The 17,491-nt window shown below is 64.5% G+C and carries 16 protein-coding genes; 13 read left to right on the top strand and 3 right to left on the bottom strand.

Annotation, left to right across the window (positions count from 1 at the left end):
* Positions 1–60: 60 nt before the first annotated feature.
* From C6571_RS04635 to C6571_RS04625, 3 genes are all read right to left on the bottom strand, one after another.
* Positions 61–849 carry an RNA pseudouridine synthase gene (locus C6571_RS04635; RefSeq protein ID WP_106448041.1) on the bottom strand — a complete coding sequence of 263 codons (789 nt, stop codon included), beginning with the start codon at positions 847–849 and terminating at the stop codon, positions 61–63.
* 213 nt (positions 850–1,062) lie between these two features.
* Entirely contained in the window at positions 1,063–2,739 is a 1,677-nt protein-coding gene (locus C6571_RS04630) for an MBL fold metallo-hydrolase (RefSeq protein ID WP_106445658.1), read from the bottom strand.
* 30 nt (positions 2,740–2,769) lie between these two features.
* Positions 2,770–3,474, bottom strand: a complete 705-nt coding sequence (locus tag C6571_RS04625) for a glutathione S-transferase N-terminal domain-containing protein (protein WP_106445657.1) — start codon at positions 3,472–3,474, stop codon at positions 2,770–2,772.
* A gap of 97 nt (positions 3,475–3,571) precedes the next feature.
* On the opposite strand from C6571_RS04625, the gene dapF reads away from it, so the two are divergent.
* From dapF to C6571_RS04560, 13 genes are all read left to right on the top strand, one after another.
* Positions 3,572–4,447 (top strand): diaminopimelate epimerase, encoded by an 876-nt coding sequence (gene dapF, locus C6571_RS04620; RefSeq protein ID WP_106445656.1) that lies wholly within the window; start codon positions 3,572–3,574, stop codon positions 4,445–4,447.
* Complete coding sequence (locus C6571_RS04615) at positions 4,444–5,154, top strand: DUF484 family protein (protein ID WP_106445655.1); 711 nt, start codon at positions 4,444–4,446, stop codon at positions 5,152–5,154. The genes dapF and C6571_RS04615 overlap by 4 nt, the downstream gene beginning before the upstream one ends.
* 155 nt (positions 5,155–5,309) lie before the next feature.
* The gene (locus C6571_RS04610) at positions 5,310–6,260 is read left to right on the top strand and encodes a tyrosine recombinase XerC (protein ID WP_106448040.1); all 951 of its coding nucleotides are present in this window, start codon (positions 5,310–5,312) and stop codon (positions 6,258–6,260) included.
* Positions 6,261–6,317: 57 nt separating this feature from the next.
* The gene (locus C6571_RS04605) at positions 6,318–7,382 is read left to right on the top strand and encodes a CobW family GTP-binding protein (protein ID WP_106445654.1); all 1,065 of its coding nucleotides are present in this window, start codon (positions 6,318–6,320) and stop codon (positions 7,380–7,382) included.
* A gap of 177 nt (positions 7,383–7,559) precedes the next feature.
* Positions 7,560–8,345 (top strand): RNA polymerase-binding protein DksA, encoded by a 786-nt coding sequence (gene dksA / locus C6571_RS04600; RefSeq protein ID WP_106445653.1) that lies wholly within the window; start codon positions 7,560–7,562, stop codon positions 8,343–8,345.
* 29 nt (positions 8,346–8,374) lie between these two features.
* Positions 8,375–10,114 (top strand): STAS domain-containing protein, encoded by a 1,740-nt coding sequence (locus C6571_RS04595; protein ID WP_106445652.1) that lies wholly within the window; start codon positions 8,375–8,377, stop codon positions 10,112–10,114.
* A gap of 199 nt (positions 10,115–10,313) precedes the next feature.
* Positions 10,314–10,877: an ATP-dependent protease subunit HslV gene (hslV, locus tag C6571_RS04590; protein WP_106445651.1), complete on the top strand. Its 564-nt coding sequence runs from the start codon at positions 10,314–10,316 to the stop codon at positions 10,875–10,877.
* Positions 10,878–10,961: 84 nt separating this feature from the next.
* Positions 10,962–12,278: an ATP-dependent protease ATPase subunit HslU gene (gene hslU / locus C6571_RS04585; RefSeq protein WP_106445650.1), complete on the top strand. Its 1,317-nt coding sequence runs from the start codon at positions 10,962–10,964 to the stop codon at positions 12,276–12,278.
* Between the two features lie 273 nt (positions 12,279–12,551).
* A complete protein-coding gene (gene mraZ / locus C6571_RS04580) occupies positions 12,552–12,980 on the top strand; it encodes a division/cell wall cluster transcriptional repressor MraZ (protein WP_106445649.1) in 429 nt (142 codons plus the stop codon).
* A gap of 5 nt (positions 12,981–12,985) precedes the next feature.
* Positions 12,986–13,912 (top strand): 16S rRNA (cytosine(1402)-N(4))-methyltransferase RsmH, encoded by a 927-nt coding sequence (gene rsmH / locus C6571_RS04575; RefSeq protein WP_106445648.1) that lies wholly within the window; start codon positions 12,986–12,988, stop codon positions 13,910–13,912.
* A gap of 3 nt (positions 13,913–13,915) precedes the next feature.
* A complete protein-coding gene (gene ftsL / locus C6571_RS04570; protein WP_106445647.1) occupies positions 13,916–14,260 on the top strand; it encodes a cell division protein FtsL in 345 nt (114 codons plus the stop codon).
* Complete coding sequence (locus C6571_RS04565; RefSeq protein ID WP_106445646.1) at positions 14,257–16,002, top strand: peptidoglycan D,D-transpeptidase FtsI family protein; 1,746 nt, start codon at positions 14,257–14,259, stop codon at positions 16,000–16,002. Before ftsL ends, C6571_RS04565 begins: the two co-directional genes overlap by 4 nt.
* 5 nt (positions 16,003–16,007) lie before the next feature.
* On the top strand, positions 16,008–17,489 hold the full coding sequence (locus C6571_RS04560; RefSeq protein ID WP_106445645.1) for a UDP-N-acetylmuramoyl-L-alanyl-D-glutamate--2,6-diaminopimelate ligase: 1,482 nt from the start codon (positions 16,008–16,010) through the stop codon (positions 17,487–17,489).
* Positions 17,490–17,491 lie beyond the last annotated feature (2 nt).

Raw genomic sequence — 17,491 nt, 5'->3', positions numbered from 1 at the left:
AAGGGAAATTGGCCTCCAGCGCTTATCCAGAAAGCGCTGACAGCTATATTTTGAATAGCGTCAGAACTTCTCCCACGGCTGCAGATAGCGCCACTGTCCCTCGGGCACCTTGGACAGTGGCACGCGCCCGATGCGGATGCGCTTGATCGCCACCACGCGCAGACCCACGGCCTCCACCATCGAAGGAATCTGTCCGGGGCGAATGCCTTTGAGGGCAAAGCGCAGCCGGGTTTCGTTCTGCCAGCTCACCTTGATGGGCGGAAGCGGTCGGCCGTTGAAGGAGAGACCGTGGCAAAGCCTTTTCAGGCCGTTGTCGGCAATCTGCCCCGCCACCTCGACGATGCATTCCTGCTCCAGCGACTCGATGTCCTCGGCCAGCTTGCGCGCGATGCGCTTGTCCTGGGTGTAGACCACCAGGCCGCTGGCCGGCGTGGGCAGCGGCGTAAAGCATTCCAGCGCGCGAAAGTGGCGCTGCAGCACACGGGTGTCGGCGGCATCGCCTTCCATGTGCGTGGACGGGGCAAGCAGGGTTGACGCTGGTGGCGCGCCCTGGCTGCGGCTGCCGTGCGCTGCTGCGGCCGCTTCCAAGCCCAGCCCGGCTTCGAAGCCCGGCGGCTTGTGCAGCAGCAGCGTCACGGGTTCCAGCGCGTCGAGGCTCGCGTCCTGCGCCAGCACCACTTTCTGCTGCGGCGCCACGCGGGCGCCGGGAACTTCGACCAGCGCGCCATCGACGCTGACAAACCCGCCCTCGATGTACTGCTCGGCCGCGCTGCGCGAGAGGCCATGCTCAGCCGCCACGCGCTTGGCCAGTCGCTCGGTGTTGTTTGAGGGAGTGGAGAGATTTTTCATTTCGCTCAATCATGGGGCAATACATCCAGCGCGGCGCATAAAACAAGCACGGCCCGCACCAGTGGCCACCGCGCAAGGGCCGCCCCGCCGCGCTGGTGGTGTCCCCCTGGGGGCTGAGGGGCTGCGGCTCCAAGCCTGCCTGCGCAGGCTTGGACTGCCCCGAAGAGCAGCCGCCTCTGGCGGCCGCACCGGCCGCGCAGCGGCTCAGGGGGGTTAGTTGTTCCCCGGCCCCAAGGCCCGAATACGCTCGATATGGGCCAACAGCGAGCGCTGCGCTACCGGCCAGATGCGCGGCGGCACGTCGTCGTAGGCATGCGCCACCCAGTCGTCCATGCTGCCGCCGGGCAGGGCTTGCAGCGCGGCAATGACTTTGGCTTCGCGCGCCAACCGGTGGGCTTTGAGCCTGGCAATGGCGCCACGCGCATCGCCCAGTACGTAGCCGTGCGCCGGCAGGATGAACTCCACGCCATGCTCGGCGCACAGCGCGTCGAGCTTGTCGAGCGAATCGAGGTAGTCCGCCATGTTGCCGTCGGGCGGGTCGATGACCGTGGTGCTGCCGTTCAGGATGTGGTCGCCGGAGAACAGCAGGCCGTCTTCGACCAGCAGCAGACACAGGTGGTTGGCAGCGTGCCCCGGCGTGTGCACAGCTTGCAAAGTATGGGTGATTTCGCCGTCCAGCGCTTTTCCAGTAAGCGTTAGTAGCTCACCATTTTGTAGCAAACGCTCGGGCGTGAACTGGCTGTTGGCGCGTGCCGTGGGGGCCGAGGGCAGGCCCAGGATGGGCGGAGCGCTGCCCCCGGCTTGCACGCACAGCGCTTGCAGCGGCGCGGCACCGGGTGAGTGGTCAGGGTGCGAATGGGTGCAGACGATGAAGCGGATGTCGCCGCCGGCTGCGCGCCAGAGTTTTTCCAGGTGCTGCGCATCCGCTGGGCCGGGGTCGATGGCGATGTAGCCGGTGGACGGATCGCCCACCAGGTAGCTGTTGGTGCCCGGGCCGGTCATGAAGCCGGGGTTGGGCGCGGTCAGGCGCTGCAGGTTTTTTCGCAGTCGCACTGCCCGCTCGCTCTGCCAGTCGAGCGCATGGACGATCTGCCCATCGGGGCACACCATGGCCAGCTCGCCATACGGCATTTCGTCTTCCATGTAGCGGGCCTCTTTTCCCGCCAGAAAACCGGCGCGCGGGCAGCTGGTCCACAGGGGCGTTCCGCTGGCGCAGGCTGCCAGGACCGCGTCGGCACCGTCAAACTTCGCCAGTCGCTCCAGCGTTCGGATGGTCGGAAAAATCATGAAAAAACTGCCAGCCGCGTGGCGCTCCAGCGCCTCCTGCGGGCGCACCCACACAGGCTCGAACTGCTCGGCCTCGTCAGCCACGGGTGTTTGGTTCTCGGGCATGTGGGCGATGAGGAAGGGCACGTCGAAGCGCCGGGGCAGGTCGCGGTCGCCGGTCCAGCGGGCCAGCACGAAGACCTCGTCCGCAGCCAGGCGCAGTCCAAGCGCTGCGCATTGGGCGGCAAAGGGCGCATGGCGGTCGAGTGCAGCGATGTCGGCTGCATCGGCCAGGCGGCCGTCGGCGTGGCGTGCGAGCAGGATGCCTAGTTCTTCAAAGCTCTCGCGGATGGCGGCCACGGCCTGGGTGAGCTGCTCATCCGACTGGCCAGGGCGGCGCGCACAGGCAGCGTGCACTTGCGGGTCGGAGTCGAGGGCGTCGATGCCCCCGCCCGGAAAGACGTAGGCACCCGGCGCAAAGCTGGCCTTGGCCGAGCGGCGCGTCATCAGCACTTGCAGGCCGCCATCGGCGTCAGGTGCGTCGCGCACCAGCACGACGGTGGCTGCGGAAAGAGCAGGAACGGGTTCGCGCTGCGGCTGCAGCAATTGGCTGAGGCGGGTCATCGGGCCATTATCGAGCCCACCGCAGGTGTTTCAGCCCCGGGCGGGGATCTCCAGACCTCGGGCCACGGCGGGCCGGGCGACAAAGATGTCGAGCACGCGCTTGACCTGCCGGAATTGGTCGAACTGAACCAGCTCGCCGGCCTCGTAAAAACCAATCAGGTTGCGCACCCAGGGGAAGATGGCGATGTCTGCAATCGTGTAATCCTGGCCCAGCATCCATTCGCGGCCTTCGAGGTGCTTGTCGAGTACGCCCAGCAGGCGGCGTGTTTCGGCCACATAGCGGTCGCGCGGGCGCTTGTCTTCGTACTCCTTGCCGGCAAACTTGTGGAAGAAACCGAGCTGACCCACCATGGGCCCGAGCCCGCCCACCTGCCACATCAGCCACTGCAGGGTGTGCATGCGCGCGGCCGCGTCCTCGGGCAGGAAGCGACCCGTGCGCTCGGCCAGATACCAGAGGATGGCGCCCGATTCAAACAACGCCAAGGGCTCACCGCCCGGGCCCTTCGGGTCGATGAGGGCCGGAATCTTGTTGTTGGGGTTGAGCGAGAGGAATTCGGGCGACATCTGGTCGTTGGTGTCAAAGCTCACCAGATGGGGCTCGTACGCCAGGCCCGTCTCCTCCAGCATGATGGACGCCTTGACGCCGTTGGGCGTGGGCAGCGAATAGAGCTGGATGCGGTCCGGGAAGCGCGCCGGCCATTTCTTAGTGATCGGGAAATCGCTGAGTTTCGTCATGGGGGTCCTTTCCTGTCTTTGGCGGTGCAATGCCCGGCAGCCTAACCCGAACCCGCCAGATGCTCCCGGCGCGGCGGCTGCACCCATAATTGCGGACATGGAAATCGCATTCACCAAAATGCAGGGCGCGGGCAACGATTTTGTCGTGCTCGATCAGACGGCAGACAGCTATCGGCTCTCGCCCGAGCAGATTCGTTTTTTGGCCGATCGCCACTTCGGTGTCGGCGCGGACCAGGTGCTGTGCGTGCGCCCGGCGCCCAGTGCGGACCTGGATTTTGAGTACGTGATCTACAACGCCGACGGCGGCGAGGTGCAGCAGTGCGGCAACGGCGCGCGCTGCTTTGCGCGTTTCGTGCGCGACAAAGGGCTCAGTGACAAGGACAGCCTGCGCGTGCAGACGCTGGCCGGCCCCATCGTGTTGCAACTGGGCGCCGACGGCGTCACCGTGGACATGGGGCGCCCGATTTTTGACCCACTCCAGGCACCGTTTACCGCCACCGGCCTGCAACCCCAGCCGGAAGGCACATGGCAGACCTGGCCACTGACGCGCGAAGCTACCGGACAGGAAACACTGCTGCACGTAGCGGTGCTTTCCATGGGAAATCCGCATGCGGTGCTGTTGGTGGACGATGTCGATACCGCGCCGGTGGCCGAACTGGGGCCTTTCATTGGCAACCACCACCGTTTTCCGGAACGCACCAACGCGGGTTTTCTGCAAATTTTGGACCCGCACCACGTGCGCCTGCGTGTCTACGAGCGCGGTGCTGGCGAAACGCTCGCCTGCGGCACCGGCGCCTGCGCGGCTGTCGTGGCGGGTGTCCGCATGGGCTATCTCACGTCGCCGGTCCAGGTGCAAACGCGCGGCGGCGAGCTCTCTATTGCCTGGAGCGGCCTCGCAGCCGACTCTGTTTTCATGACCGGCCCGGCCACTACGGTGTTCGAAGGTCGCATTCAACTGCCCAAGACACCATGACCCACAGCGCCCCGATGTCCCCTATCACCGAAGACGACATTGCCCATTTTTTGGCCAATACACCGGAATTCTTTGAGCGCCACGCCGAGGTGCTCGCCAGTGTGCAGATAGCCAGCGCGCACGGCCAGCGCGCCGTGAGCTTGCAAGAGCGCCAGGCGGAAATGCTGCGCGAGAAGATCAAGGCGCTGGAGCAACGCGTAATGGAAATGGTGCGCAACAGCCACGACAACGAAGCCATTGCCGCCAAGGTGCACGCCTGGGGCTGCGAACTGCAGCGCGTGCAGCAGCCGGCAGCGCTGCCGCAGGCGGTGGTGCGTGGCATTGAGCAGCATTTCGATGTGCCGCAAACGGCCATTCGTGTCTGGGATGTTGCGCATGAACACACCGAGCACGATTTTGCGCAGGACGCAAGCGAAGACGTACGCGCTTTTGCCAGTTCACTCACCATGCCGTTTTGCGGGCCCAATCTGGGGTTCGAGCCGACCAGCTGGCTGCCCCGCGTTGCGGTGGAGGAGGGCGACAGTCTGGCCGCCCAGTCGCTGGCCCTGCTGCCGCTGCGCGAAGGACCGATCGACAGCGCGACGCCAGCGTTTGGTTTGCTGGTGCTCGGCTCACCGGACGCCCAGCGCTTTGACGCCACCATGGGCACGGAATTTCTCTCGCGCATGGCCGAGCTGGCCAGCGCGGCGCTGCAGCGGCTGCGGTAGATGCCCCCTGAGTCGCCTTCGGCGCCTTCCCCCTCAGGGGGACGCCACCGGTGCGGCGGGGCGGCCCTTGCACGGTGGCCGCTGGTCTGGACTGCGCCCTTTGCGTGGGCTGTGGGCGGTGCATAGTGCTGCATGGCGCTGAAAAGCAGGGTGGCATGTCCATGATCGCAGCTTCGCCTCTGCCCTCTGAAGTCCAGCGCTATCTGGAGCATGTGCGGGTAGAAAAGCGCCTCGCCTCGCGCACCCACACGCTCTACACGCTCGACCTTGAAAAGCTCGCGCAGTTTGCAAGCGGGGTCAACGTGCCGCTGTTGCAATTGCAGCCGGCGCACATACGCCGCTTCGTGGCGCAAATGCACGGCGCCGGGCGCAGCAGCCGAGGCATTGCACTCATTCTTTCGGGCTGGCGCGGGTTTTTCACCTGGGCCGCGCGGCAGGGCCTGGTGAGCAGCAATCCGGTGCAGGGCGTGCGCGGCCCCAAGGCGCCCAAGCCCCTGCCCAAGGCCCTGGGCGTGGACGACGCGGTGCGGCTGGCAGATTTTCACGCCGCCGGTGCCGACCCCTGGCTGGAGGCGCGTGACGCCGCCATGGTGGAACTTCTCTACGGCTGCGGCCTGCGGGTGGGCGAGTTGGTTGGCCTGGACCGAACGCCAGGCAGCGACGCGGCGCGCGAAGGCCGTGGCTGGATTGATCTGGAGGCTGGCGAGGCGCATGTTCTTGGCAAGGGTGGAAAGCGCCGCAGCCTGCCCTTGGGTGCAGCCGCACGGCAGGCGCTGGATGCGTGGCTGCCTCTGCGCGGCAGTGCGGGCGGACCGGCGCTGTTTGTTGGCCAGCGCGGCACGCGTCTGTCCGCCCAGTCGGTCTGGAAACGCTTGCGCCAGCGCAGTGGCCAAGCGGGTTTGACCACGCCTGTGCACCCGCACATGCTGCGCCATTCGTTTGCCAGCCACCTGCTGCAGTCGAGCGGCGACCTGCGCGCGGTGCAGGAACTGCTGGGCCACGCCAACATCACCACCACGCAGGTCTATACGCGGCTTGATTTTCAGCACCTGGCCAAGGTGTATGACGCTGCACACCCGCGAGCGCGGAAAAAACCGGCTGGCTAAACTTGGCTACCTGGCGCCACCCACAGCGTGGCGCAACCCCTTTTTTGGAATCTCACCATGTCCCTCATTCCCGCCACCATCCTCACCGGCTTTCTTGGTTCGGGCAAAACGACCCTGCTCAAGCGCCTGCTGAGCGAAGCCCACGGCCAGAAAATTGCCGTGATCGAGAACGAATTCGGCGAAGAAAACATCGATACCGATATTTTGGTGACCGAATCGAAGGAGCAGATCGTGCAGATGAGCAATGGCTGCATTTGCTGCACCATCCGCGAAGATCTGCGCGAAACCTTGCAATTGCTGGCCGCCAAGCGCCGCAAGGGGCTGCTCGACTTTGACCGCATCGTGATTGAAACCACGGGCCTGGCCGATCCGGGGCCGGTGGCGCAGACGTTTTTCATGGACGAGGAAATCGCCGAGACCTATTTGCTCGACTCCATCGTGACTCTGGTGGACGCGGTGCACGCATCACAGCAACTCGACCAGCGCCAGGAAGCGCGCCGCCAGGTAGGTTTTGCCGACCAGATATTCCTCTCCAAGACCGATCTGGTCAGCGCGCAGGACGTAGCTGATTTGACGCACCGCCTCAAGCACATGAACCCGCGCGCACCGATCAAGGCCGTGCATTTTGGCGAAGTACCGATCAACGAAGTGCTCGACTTGCGCGGCTTCAACCTGAACGCCAAGCTCGACATTGATCCGGATTTCCTGAAGCCGGACGAAGACCATCATGACCATGACCATGACCATGACCATGACCACGGCGAGCATTGCAGCCATCCCTCGCACCAGCACGGGGACGGGCACCACCACCGCCACGACGACGACGTCAAGAGTTTCGTCTACCGCAGTGCGCGGCCGTTCGATCCTGCCAGGCTCGAAGATTTTCTTGGCGCCATCGTCAATATCTATGGTCCGCGCATGCTGCGCTACAAAGGCGTTCTCAGCATGACCGGAACGGACCGCAAGGTCATCTTCCAGGGTGTCCACCAGCTCATGGGAAGTGACCTGGGGCCTGCCTGGGCCGAGGGCGAGGCACGCGAGAGCCGCATGGTGTTCATCGGCATCGACCTGCCGCGCGACATTCTGGAACAAGGCCTGGAGCAGAGTCTGGCAGCGGGATAACAGAGGGCGTTTGGATTCTTTCCATGGTCCTGTGGCCACGCATTTGTGGGTATTTGGCAACGCAGGCTCGGCTGCAAGCCGGTATCGATACAATCGCGGCCCGGTGAACAACCGGGGGCTTCCTGCCCCTGGCTCGCGCACGGCGCGACATCCCCCAGCATTGCGAGGAGACAGGAATTGAACGCTCAAACAAGCAAACCCAAGCCGGCTGCCAAAGCAGCGACTGCAGCGGTAAAAACTGCTGCCTCCAAGACGACGGCCAAGGCCCCTGTGAAATCCTCTGTGAAGACGCCTGTGAAAAAAGAGGTGCGGCCAGCAGTTGCGCCCGTAGCCGCCCCGGCTCCGGTGTCCTCGGGCGGTGTATTGCGCAGCCCGCGCCCCTCGTCGCGGCTGACGCAGCTCACCGTGCCCTCCATGGCGCAGTCGGTGGCCTCGACGGCGGCCAAGTCCAGCTATTCCACCCCGCCGCCTTCCCAAGTGCAGATGGCCACTCCTGTGGCCCCACCCAAGAAGGACAGCAAACTGGCCAACAACTGGAAAACCAAGTCGGCCGAGGAATTGAGCGATGCCGAAATACTCGCCATGCCCGACTCGGAATACATGAACGAGAAACAAGTGGCGTTCTTTCGCCACAAGCTGGTGCTGCTCAAACAGGACATGCACAACAACGCAGGAGAGACCACCGAGCATCTGCGTGAGGACACCGTGGTGGTGCCCGATCCGGCCGACCGCGCCACCATTGAGGAAGAGCACGCGCTGGAGCTGCGCACGCGCGACCGCGAGCGCAAACTGCTCAAGAAGATCGAGCAATCCATCAACCGCATCGACGCTGGCGACTACGGCTATTGCGACGAAACCGGTGAACCCATTGGCGTGGGGCGGTTGTTGGCGCGCCCAACAGCGACGCTTTCACTGGAAGCCCAGCAACGCCGCGAACTCAAGCAAAAAATGTTTGGTGACTAAGAGGCAGCGGCGCTCGTAAACTGTGCCTCATGAGCAAGGAAGAAACGCAACCCACCGGTCTGTTGTCCAAGGTTGTGCGCTTTGTTCGCAACCCCACGGTGAACTGGACCGATCTGGACTCGATCGAAGCCGATCGGGAGAGCCAGTACAGCAAGCAAATGCTCAAGGAGATGATCGAGCGCAAACGCCGCAACGACTTTGTTCGACGGCGTGAGTTCGATCAGTTGCGCAAACTCCGACAGCGCGATGCCTTGACCGGCCAGCGGGTGGAAGACCCGGCTGCGCGCCCGTCTTTCTTCCAGAGCAGCCTGACCTCGCCCGACGATCGCGCGGTAACGATCAAGAAGATCGACGAGATCGAGGCGCAGATGTCGATGCAATGGTGGAAAAGCAAGCAAAACTCCGATGCGCCGACCGAGCCCATGGGCTTGCAGTCACCCAGGGCAAACGATGTCCAGCGCGCGGATGCTCAGGCCGGTGGTACGGCCTTTGCGCCGACAGCGCCCATGTCCCTGCCAGGCGGTTTGGAGCCGGGGGGGCCGGCAGCACCGCTGTTTGCCGACGACAGCATGTCCATTGCTGCTTTTGGGAGCGCCGCGCTGGCGCAGCAGCCGCAGGATCCTCGCCAACCCCGGACTGCACAAGCGCCTGCAGCCCCCGAACTGGAGAAATTCGTGCACGAACCCGATCTTGAGGAGGCGGCCATCCGGTTTGCCAACGGCGATCAGGAAGGCGCCGAAGCTGGCTTGCAGGAAGTGCTGGCGCAGCACATCGACGATGAGCCCGAAGAGTTGCTGGAGATATGGATGACGCTGTTTGATCTGTACCGTGCCACGGGCCAGCAAGAGCGTTTTGACACACTGGCCATTAGCTATGCGGCGCGGTTTGATCGTTCGGCCCCGCTGTGGTTCTCCATGCCTGCGCAGTTGGGCGTGGAGATCGAGCCGGCCGAGTCTGCGGCGCCGGCAAGGCGCGACTTTGCCTGGAACGCGCCGCCCACGCTCACGCAGCAGACGGTGGCCGCGCTGCAGGCAGCGCTCGGTCGGTCGGCGCCTCCCTGGACGCTGACCTGGTCCCGCATCACTGCAATTGACCCGGCGGCGGTGCCGGCGCTGGCCACGGAGTTCACGCGGTGGGCGGAAGAAGAAGGGCAAATCGTATTCGTAGGTGTCGACCGCCTGCAGGCGCTGCTCGAATCGCACACCCAATCGGGCGATCGGACCCAGGATCCGGAATGGTGGCGCCTGCGCATGGCGGCACTGCGCTTCATGGGGCGGCCCGAAGAATTTGAAATGGTGGCGCTGGATTACTGCGTAACCTATGAGGTCTCACCGCCGTCGTGGCAGGCACCGCGATGCGGCTACCGGGACGACGCAGGCGATCCACCAAGCGCAGACGCTGCACGAGCAGACGGGGCTGAGCTTATGGCCCGTGCCCATTGGGATGCGCCAGGTCCCAACGGCGAGCCCAGCGCTCCAGCGCCTTTGGTTCCTGAAGCGCCCGGCTTGGCGGGCCAGGTGGAGGGCGATGCTACGGCTCTGCTGGAGGCTCTGGTCATCCCCGCTGACCCCAAACAGCCGCTGCAGGTGCGCTGTGACCGCCTGATCCGCATGGATTTTCTGGCCGCCGGCTCGGTGCTCAACTGGACGGCAGATCAGCAGGCCCAGGGCCGCGTGGTGCAGTTTTTGAACCTGCACCGCCTGGTGGCGGTGTTCTTCAACGTGGTTGGCATCAACGAGCACGCATGGGTGGTGGCCCGCAAGGATTGAGGCACGCCTCTGAGGGGCTGCGCCGCTTCGAGCAAGCGCCAGAGGCGCAAGCCCTTCGGAGCTGCAGCCCTCGCCCGTTCTCTCGCTTCGCTGCGTGATGCGGGAAGGGGGATGCCGCCAGCGCGGCGGTTGCTGATAGCGGGCGGCGCGTATCGTTGTGCGCTTGTAAAACGAACAGCTGCCCCCATCTGTCGGCGCTATGGATTCTTCAAACAATGCGCCGGTTTTTCACGGCACCACCATTCTTAGCGTCCGGCGCCAGACGCCTGCCGGCATGCAAGTCGCTATTGGCGGCGATGGGCAGGTCACGCTGGGCAACATCGTCGTCAAAGGGACTGCCCGCAAGGTGCGCAGGCTCCACCATGGCAAGGTGCTGGCCGGTTTTGCTGGCGCGACGGCCGACGCATTTACGCTGTTTGAGCGCTTCGAGGCCAAGCTGGAGAAGCACCAGGGCCAATTGGTGCGGGCCGCCATCGAACTGACCAAGGACTGGCGCACCGACCGCGTGCTGCGCCGGCTCGAAGCCATGCTGGCCGTGGCCGACCTGGAGGCCTCGCTCATCATCACCGGCAACGGCGATGTACTCGAACCCGAACAGGGCATCGTCGCCATCGGCTCGGGTGGGGCTTACGCCCATTCGGCCGCCAAGGCGCTGCTGCAGAACACCGAGCTGGCGCCGGCTGAGATCGTCAAGAAATCGCTGGAGATCGCTGGCGAGCTGTGCATTTACACCAACATGCAGCACACCATCGAGACGCTCTGAGTGCGTCGGTGACAAGTGCTATAAAATAAATAGCTATTAACGCTTTCCCATCAAGCGCTAGATGCCAAAATTACCACTATTTCCATGTCTTCAATGACCCCCCAGGAGATCGTCTCCGAACTCGACCGCCACATCGTTGGCCAGGCCAACGCCAAGCGTGCGGTGGCCATTGCGCTGCGCAATCGCTGGCGCCGCCAGCAGGTGGCGGCCGAGCTGCGGCACGAAATCACGCCAAAAAACATTCTCATGATTGGCCCCACGGGGGTTGGCAAGACGGAAATCGCACGCCGACTGGCGCGGCTGGCCGAGGCACCCTTTGTGAAGGTGGAAGCGACCAAATTCACCGAAGTGGGCTATGTTGGCAAGGATGTCGACGCCATCATCCGCGATCTCGCCGAAATTTCCGTCAAGCAGCAGCGGGAACTCCACACCCGCAAGGTGCGCACCCGAGCGGAAGATGCGGCGGAAGAGCGCCTGCTGGACGCTCTGCTGCCACCCGCCCGCACCGGTGAGCCCGGTGAAGGCGGTACGGCGCGCCAGGTGTTCCGCAAGAAGCTGCGCGAGGGCGAGCTGGACGCGCGCGAAATTGAAATTGAGGTGCAGGAAGCGCGCCCGCAGCTTGAAATCATGGGGCCCCAGGGTATGGAAGACATGGCAGAGCAGCTGCGCGGCATGTTCAGCCAGATGGGGCAGGAGCGGCGACACAAGCGGCGCCTGGTGATTGCCGAAGCCCGGCGGTTGCTGATCGACGAAGAAGCCGGCAAGCTGGTCAACGAGGAAGAGATCAAAACCCAGGCCATCTCCAATGCCGAACAAAACGGCATCGTCTTCATCGACGAGATCGACAAGGTGGCCACGCGCCAGGAAACCAGCGGCACCGATGTGTCGCGCCAGGGCGTGCAGCGCGATCTCCTGCCCCTGGTGGAAGGCACGACCGTGTCCACCAAGTACGGCGTGGTCAAGACGGATCACATCCTGTTCATCGCCTCGGGCGCCTTTCACCTCGCCAAGCCCAGCGACCTGATTCCCGAACTGCAGGGGCGGTTTCCTATCCGCGTCGAGCTTGAATCGTTGTCGGTGCAGGATTTCGAAGCCATCCTGATGGCGACGGACGCCTCTCTGGTGCGCCAGTACCAGGCCTTGCTGGCCACCGAAGGCGTAGCGCTCGAGTTCACTCCCGAGGGCATCACGCGGCTCGCGCACATCGCCTTTGAGGTCAACGAGCGCACCGAAAACATTGGTGCGCGGCGCCTCTCCACGGTCATGGAGCGCCTGCTCGACGAAGTGAGTTTTGACGCCGCCCACCGCAGCGGGCAGACCGTGCGCATCGACGCGGCCTATGTCGACGAGCGTCTGCAGGCGCTGAGCCAGGACGAAGACCTCTCGCGCTTCATTCTCTGACGCAGGGGGCAGGTGGGGAGCCACAAGTCCCGACAGCGTCTCGGAGGTTTTACTTTCAGTGAAGCCTCTAACTGCTTCATGTACAACGGTTTTTCTGAATTCCGGCGGCGGAATCACGCCTAAGTCCTTGATTTCATTGCAAGAAGATGTTGCAAACCCCCTTGCTCCCTGGTGGTTTCCTGCTACAGTGCAAAAAAGTGCAATTAAGTGGTGAAAAGTGCCGTTTCCTGTTTTGGAGGCGCCCACTGAGCCCAGGAACAGCAGGGGAATGGATTGGTCTTTCAAGGCGCTTCGTCGCTCAGTCTCGATGCCAAGGGTCGGCTTTCTGTGCCGACCCGGTACCGTGACGCGCTGAGCGCCTCCGCCGGACAGCTCACGATCACCAAGCATCCGCACGGTTGCCTGATGGTGTTTCCCCGTCCGGAGTGGGAACAATTCCGCGATCGCATTGCCCAATTGCCCATGTCCGCCCAGTGGTGGAAACGCATGTTTCTGGGCAATGCCATGGACGTTGACATGGACGGCACAGGCCGGGTTCTGGTATCTCCCGAGCTGCGCCAGTCGGCGGGCCTCACGCGCGATGTGTTGCTGCTCGGCATGGGCAAGCATTTTGAACTCTGGGACAAGGCGACCTACGACGCCCAGGAAGCCCAGGCCGTGCAGGGCGAAATGCCCGACGTGCTCAAGGATTTTTCGTTTTGACCGCCATGACAGCCCCTGCGCTGCAACACATCACCGTGCTGCTTGATGAGGCGGTGGATGCGCTGCTGGCTGACGCGACGGGCCGCGGCGATGGTTTGTGGATCGACGCTACGTTTGGCCGGGGAGGGCACTCGCGGCGCATGCTCTCACGGCTGCCGCCTGGGGCAAGGCTTCTGGCGTTCGACAAGGACCCCGAAGCGATCCAAGAAGCAGCGCGCATCCAGGATGCGCGTTTTTCCATTCGTCACGCCGGTTTTCGTGAGCTGGCGGATCTGTCTCCACAGAGCGCCGCCGGGGTGCTGCTGGACCTGGGCATCAGTTCCCCGCAGATCGACTCGCCCGAGCGGGGCTTCAGTTTTCGGTTCGACGGTCCACTGGACATGCGCATGGACACCACGCGAGGCCAGAGCGTGGCCGAGTGGCTGGCCGATGCGCCGGTGGACCAGATTTCGGAGGTGATACGTGAATACGGTGAAGAACGGTTTGCTGGCCCCATTGCAAAGGCGATTGTTGCTCGGAGGCAGGAGCGCGGTCCTCTGGTCCGCACCGCCGAACTTGCCGATCTCGTGGCTGGCGCGGTCAAAACCCGCGAGGCAGGCCAGAACCCTGCAACGCGCACATTTCAGGCTCTTCGGATTTTCATCAACGCCGAGCTTGAAGAGCTGCAACAGGCGCTAGAAGCGTGCCTTCAGGTGCTTGAACCCGGTGGGCGATTGGTGGTGATCAGCTTTCATTCGCTCGAAGATCGCATCGTCAAGCAGTTCATTGCGCTGCATTCCAGACAGGTGTTTGATCGCCGCGCGCCCTTTGCTCCGCCGCGTGCCATGCAGTTGGAAGCGCTGGCACGGGTGCGGCCCAGTGCCGCCGAAGTAGCCGCCAACCCGCGCTCGCGCAGCGCCATCATGCGCGTCGCCCGACGCACGGAGGCATAAAGCGTGGCGCGGGTGAATCTCTTGTTGTTTGTGCTGGTGCTCGGCAGCGCGCTGTACCTTGTGCGCACGCAGTACGAGTCGCGCCAGCTATACACCGCACTCGATCGCGCCCACAGCGAGGCGCGGCGCCTGGACACCGAACACGATCGCCTGCAAGTGGAAAAGCGCGCTCAGGCCACGCCGCTGCGTGTCGAAGCACTGGCACGCGCGCAGCTCAACATGCGCTCGGCCACGCCCGCCATCACGCGCTATATCTCGATGCCCGAGGCCGCCGCAGCTGCGCTGGCTGCGGGTCAAAGCCCTGTGGCGCGCACGCCAGCTGCCTCGGCGGCCGGGGGGCAGCCATGAGCCGCAGTGTGCGCTACACGATGAGCCCTTTGCTGGCGAGCAAGACGCCCGTCTGGCGCAGCAAATTCATCGTCGCCATGGTGGCGCTGGGCTTTGTGGCACTTGGTGCCCGCGCGTCCTACGTGCAGATCATCAACAATTCCTTTTTCCAGCGCCAGGGCGAGGTTCGTTTTGCGCGCACGCTTGAGCTGCCCGCCAACCGCGGCCGCATTCTGGACCGCAACGGCTTCATCCTGGCCTCCAGCGTGCCGGCCGCCAGCATCTGGGCCATCCCGGAAGACGTCGAGCAGGCAACGCCCGAAGCCAGGGCCGAGCTCAAGCAGCTCGCCGGCCTGCTTGGCATGCCCTACGCATCGCTCACAGCCAAGCTGGCGGACGAAGACAAAACCTTCGTCTGGCTGCAGCGCCAGCTGGACTGGGACGTGGGCCAGAAGATCGCTGCGCTCAAGATCAAGGGCATTTACCAGCGCAAGGAGTACAAGCGCGAATACCCCGAAGGCGAAGCCGCAGCCCATGTCGTGGGTTTTACCAATGTGGAAGACAAGGGGCAGGAAGGCATGGAGCTGGCCTTCAACGACCTGCTTGCCGGCAAGAGCGGCTCGCGCCGCGTCATCAAGGACCGCATGGGCCGGGTGGTCGAAGGTGTGGGCGAAGACCTGCTGCCGGTGGACGGGCGCGACATGCAGCTGTCCATCGATAGCAAGGTGCAGTTCTTCGCCTACCAGAAATTGCGCGACCAGGTCATCGCCAACAAGGCCAAGGCCGGCAGCGTGGTGGTGCTCGATGCAATCACCGGCGAAGTGCTGGCCTTGGCCAACTACCCCAGCTTCGTGCCCGACAAGCGGCGCAACCTGAGCGGTGAGCAGCTGCGCAACCGCGCCCTCACCGACACTTTTGAGCCGGGCTCGACGATGAAGCCCTTCACCATTGGTCTGGCGCTCAACAGCGGGCGCGTCAAGCCCGGCACGCTCGTGGACACCACGCCGGGGCGCCTGACGATCACCGGCTCGACCATCTCGGACACGCACAACTACGGTGTCCTGACGGTGGAGGGCGTAATTCAGAAGTCGAGCAACGTTGGCACCACAAAAATTGCCATGCAGATGCCGGCGCGTGAGATGTGGGAGACGTTTTCGGCCGCCGGCTTTGGCCAGAAGCCCCAGCTGAGCTTCCCCGGCGTGGTCAGCGGCAAGCTGCGGCCTTACAAATCCTGGCGCCCGATCGAGCAGGCCACCATGTCGTATGGCTATGGACTCTCGGCCAGCCTGTTCCAGATGGCGCGTTCGTACACCGTGTTTGCGCACAACGGCCAGATCATTCCGGCCACCATGCTCAAGACCGATGTGCCGGCTGTGGGTGTCCCCGTGTTTTCGCAGCGCACCGCAGACGAAGTGCGCAAGATGCTGCAAATGGCTGCCGGCCCCGGCGGAACCGGGCAAAAGGCGCAGACGCTGGGTTATTCCGTGGGCGGCAAATCGGGTACCGCACGCAAGCAGGTGGGCAAGGGCTACTCCACCACCAAGTACCGCGCCTGGTTCACCGGCATGGCGCCCATCGACAAGCCGCGCATCATTGTGGCGGTGATGGTGGACGAGCCCAGCAACGGCGTGATCTATGGCGGCGCCGTCGCTGCGCCGGTGTTCAGCGAAGTGGTGCAGCAGACGCTGCGCCTGATGGGCGTGCAGCCCGACATGGCCGTCAAGCCGCAGATCGTGGCCGACGCCGTGGAGGAGCCGCTGTGACGCGCATGCTGCACACCAGCACAGAGGCTCTGGCCTGGCTGCGCGAGCGTGCCACTGGCACGCTGCAGATCGACAGCCGCCGCATTGCACCGGGCGACGCCTTCATCGCCTGGCCGGGCGCAGCCATCGACGCGCGTGCGCATCTGGCCGATGCGCGCACGCGCGGTGCCAGCGCCTGCCTCGTCGAGGCCGTGGGCGCAGAGGCGTTTGATGTCGCGGGCGCCGATGTGGCCTTGCTTGCGAACCTCAAGGCTGCCACGGGCGAACTGGCCGCAGCCTGGTTTGGCGCGCCCTCCGAGGCCTTGCAAGTCGTGGCCGTCACGGGCACCAACGGCAAGACCAGCAGCGTCTTCTGGCTGGCACAAGCGCTATCGAATTATGAGCATCCTGCGCTTTCCCCGTGTGCGCTGGTGGGTACTTTAGGCATAGGATTTCCAAATGCACTGCAAGAAACTGGCCTGACCACACCCGACCCGGTGCGCCTGCAGGGTGGTTTGCGGGTGCTGGTCGATGCCGGCGCGAAATCCTGCGCCATCGAGGCCTCATCGATTGGTCTGGCCGAGCACCGGCTGGCGGGCCTGCGAATCGCTGTCGCGGTGTTTACCAATTTCACTCAGGACCATCTGGACTACCACGGCAGCATGGAGGCCTACCTGGCCGCCAAGCGCGCTCTGTTTGCCTGGCCGGGGCTGCGCGCTGCCGTGCTCAACATCGACGACGCTGCTGGCGCCGACCTGCAGGTCCAGGCAAAGGCCGTTGGCTTGGACCTGTGGACGGTGTCGCAGACGGGTCCGGCGCGCCTGCGCGCCCAGCACATTGAATTGGGTCCGCTAGGCCTGCAATGCGTCGTCAGCGAAGGGGAGCGGCAATTGCCCCTGCAGACCACGCTCATCGGCCAGTACAACATCTCCAACCTGCTCGGCGTCATCGGCGCCATGCGCGCGCTGGGTGTGCCATTGGATGCGGCGGTACGTGCCTGCGAACGCCTCGGCCCGGTGCCGGGACGCATGGAGTGCCTGCTCTCGCCCGGCCAGCCGCTGGTCGCGGTGGACTACGCCCACACGCCCGACGCGCTGGAAAAAGCCTTGCAGGCGCTGCGTCCGCTGGCTGCGCAGCGCGGTGGGCAGCTCTGGTGCGTGTTTGGCTGTGGCGGCGACCGCGACGCCGGCAAACGCCCCCTCATGGGCGCTGCGGCGCAGCACCACGCCGACCGCGTGGTGGTTACCAGCGACAACCCGCGCAGCGAAGACCCGGCGGCCATCCTGCACCAGATTTTGCTGGGCACCATTGCCGGCGCCACGGTGCGCGCCGAGCCCGACCGCGCCGCCGCCATTGCGCAGGTGCTGGCGCAGGCTGCCCCCGCCGACGTGGTGCTGATTGCCGGCAAAGGCCATGAGGCCTGGCAGGAAATCGCAGGCGTCAAGCGGCCGTTTTCCGATCTGGAACACGCGCGTGCCGCACTGCAGCTTCGAGAGGTGGCGGCATGACG

It is taken from the genome of Simplicispira suum, assembly GCF_003008595.1.
GTDB classification, from domain to species: Bacteria; Pseudomonadota; Gammaproteobacteria; order Burkholderiales; family Burkholderiaceae_C; genus Simplicispira; species Simplicispira suum.
Note: the sequence above shows the minus strand (reverse complement) of the source record. Positions and strands in the feature narration are given on the sequence as shown.

Bases quoted from the DNA above. Each gene is read 5' to 3' on its own strand.
- rsmH (WP_106445648.1), top strand. From the start codon at position 12,986: ATGACAGCCCCTGCGCTGCAACACATCACCGTGCTGCTTGATGAGGCG.
- hslU (WP_106445650.1), top strand. From the start codon at position 10,962: ATGTCTTCAATGACCCCCCAGGAGATCGTCTCCGAACTCGACCGCCAC.
- C6571_RS04635 (WP_106448041.1), bottom strand. From the start codon at position 849: ATGAAAAATCTCTCCACTCCCTCAAACAACACCGAGCGACTGGCCAAG.
- C6571_RS04560 (WP_106445645.1), top strand. From the start codon at position 16,008: ATGCTGCACACCAGCACAGAGGCTCTGGCCTGGCTGCGCGAGCGTGCC.
- C6571_RS04605 (WP_106445654.1), top strand. From the start codon at position 6,318: ATGTCCCTCATTCCCGCCACCATCCTCACCGGCTTTCTTGGTTCGGGC.
- hslV (WP_106445651.1), top strand. From the start codon at position 10,314: ATGGATTCTTCAAACAATGCGCCGGTTTTTCACGGCACCACCATTCTT.
- C6571_RS04565 (WP_106445646.1), top strand. From the start codon at position 14,257: ATGAGCCGCAGTGTGCGCTACACGATGAGCCCTTTGCTGGCGAGCAAG.
- C6571_RS04630 (WP_106445658.1), bottom strand. From the start codon at position 2,739: ATGACCCGCCTCAGCCAATTGCTGCAGCCGCAGCGCGAACCCGTTCCT.
- dapF (WP_106445656.1), top strand. From the start codon at position 3,572: ATGGAAATCGCATTCACCAAAATGCAGGGCGCGGGCAACGATTTTGTC.
- C6571_RS04595 (WP_106445652.1), top strand. From the start codon at position 8,375: ATGAGCAAGGAAGAAACGCAACCCACCGGTCTGTTGTCCAAGGTTGTG.
- C6571_RS04610 (WP_106448040.1), top strand. From the start codon at position 5,310: ATGTCCATGATCGCAGCTTCGCCTCTGCCCTCTGAAGTCCAGCGCTAT.
- C6571_RS04615 (WP_106445655.1), top strand. From the start codon at position 4,444: ATGACCCACAGCGCCCCGATGTCCCCTATCACCGAAGACGACATTGCC.
- C6571_RS04625 (WP_106445657.1), bottom strand. From the start codon at position 3,474: ATGACGAAACTCAGCGATTTCCCGATCACTAAGAAATGGCCGGCGCGC.